1 protein-coding gene is annotated in these 1,448 nt (G+C 64.4%); it reads left to right on the forward strand.

Annotated elements, in window-relative coordinates:
* Nucleotides 1–58 precede the first annotated feature (58 nt).
* Nucleotides 59–1,405, forward strand: coding sequence for an IS1182 family transposase (locus IVA82_RS47095; RefSeq protein ID WP_247493978.1), 1,347 nt, complete (start codon nucleotides 59–61; stop codon nucleotides 1,403–1,405).
* The last annotated feature ends 43 nt before the right edge of the window (nucleotides 1,406–1,448 follow it).

Below are 1,448 nucleotides of genomic sequence, written 5' to 3' on the forward strand. Positions count from 1 at the left end.
GGAGCCTGTCCAAGTAGTCGCTGGTCAAGCTGGGGCGAGTCTGATTCTTTGCGGGGCTATGAGCAAGGATTTTCGACTCTGGAAGATTGACGAGGCGCAGCTTCTGCCGCCGCGCGTGCAGGACTACGTGCCCAAGGATCACCTATCTCGGCTGGTGGTAGCGCTGGTGCGGGAGGAGCTTGATCTTTCGGCGATTTCCGGCAGCTACCGCAGCGCGCTTGGCCAGCCGCCGTTCGACCCGCGGCTGATGACGGCGGTGCTTCTGCATGGCTATGCGAGCGGCATCTACTCGTCGCGGCGGATCGCCAGGGCGGCGGTGGAGCGCGCCGACTTCATGATGATCGTGGCCGGCGACCCGCCGGACTTCCGCACGATCTCGGAGTTCCGCAGGCGTCACCTCAAGGCTCTGGCCGGCCTGTTCGTGCAGGTGCTGAAGCTGGCCGAGAAAGCCGGTTTGGTGAAGCTCGGGCACGTTGCACTCGACGGCACCAAGATCAAGGCGAATGCGTCGAAACACAAAGCGATGAGCTACGAGCGCATGAAGAAGCGGGAAGCGGAGCTTCAAGCCGAGGTCGACCGCTGGCTGAAAGCCGCCGAGGCCGCCGATGCGGAGGAAGACAAGCTCTACGGCGACAAGCGTGGCGACGAGATGCCCGACTGGGTGGCCGACAAGCAGAAGCGGGTTGCGAAGATCCGTGCCGCCAAGGCGGAGTTGGAGGCGGAAGCCAAAGCCGCCGCCGCAGAAGAGATGCGACGCCGCGAAGAGGCGGAAGAGCAACGCAAGAAAGAAGGCCGCAAGAAGACCGGCAAGCCACCGGCGCCGCCGAAACAGGAGCCGGACGGCAAGGCGCAGCGCAACTTCACCGATCCGGAGAGCCGCATCCTGAAGACCAAGGATGGTTACATCCAGGGCTATAACGCGCAGGCCGCAGTCGACGCGACGGCGCAGATCATCGTCGCTCACACGCTCGACAACAACGGTAGCGACCAGGCGCAGTTCGCTCCCTTGCTCGACGGCATCAAGGCCAATCTCAAGCGCAATCCGGACGAAGTCTCGGCCGATGCAGGCTACTGCTCGGCCGCCAATCTTCGCACGCTGAGCCGGCGGCGGATCAAAGGCTACATCGCGACCGGACGACAGAAGCACGGAACCACGTCCGCCACCACCAAGCGGCCGGCCAAGCCCGCCTCGCTGCTCGCCCGGATGAGCGCCAAGCTCAGGCGCGCCGGCCATCGCAGCCGTTACCGGTTGCGCAAGCAGGTGGTCGAGCCGGTGTTCGGGCAGATCAAGGAGGCGAGAGGCTTCCGCCAGTTCCTGCTGCGGGGAATCGAGAAAGTGAAGGCCGAATGGGCGATGATCTGCACCGCCCACAACCTCCGAAAGCTCGCGCTGGCTGCCGGATGAGCGCCGTCATGTTATCGTCGCGGCCACACCGCGACTAAACAGA

It is taken from the genome of Bradyrhizobium sp. 142 (assembly GCF_023074015.1).
GTDB lineage: Bacteria > Pseudomonadota > Alphaproteobacteria > Rhizobiales > Xanthobacteraceae > Bradyrhizobium.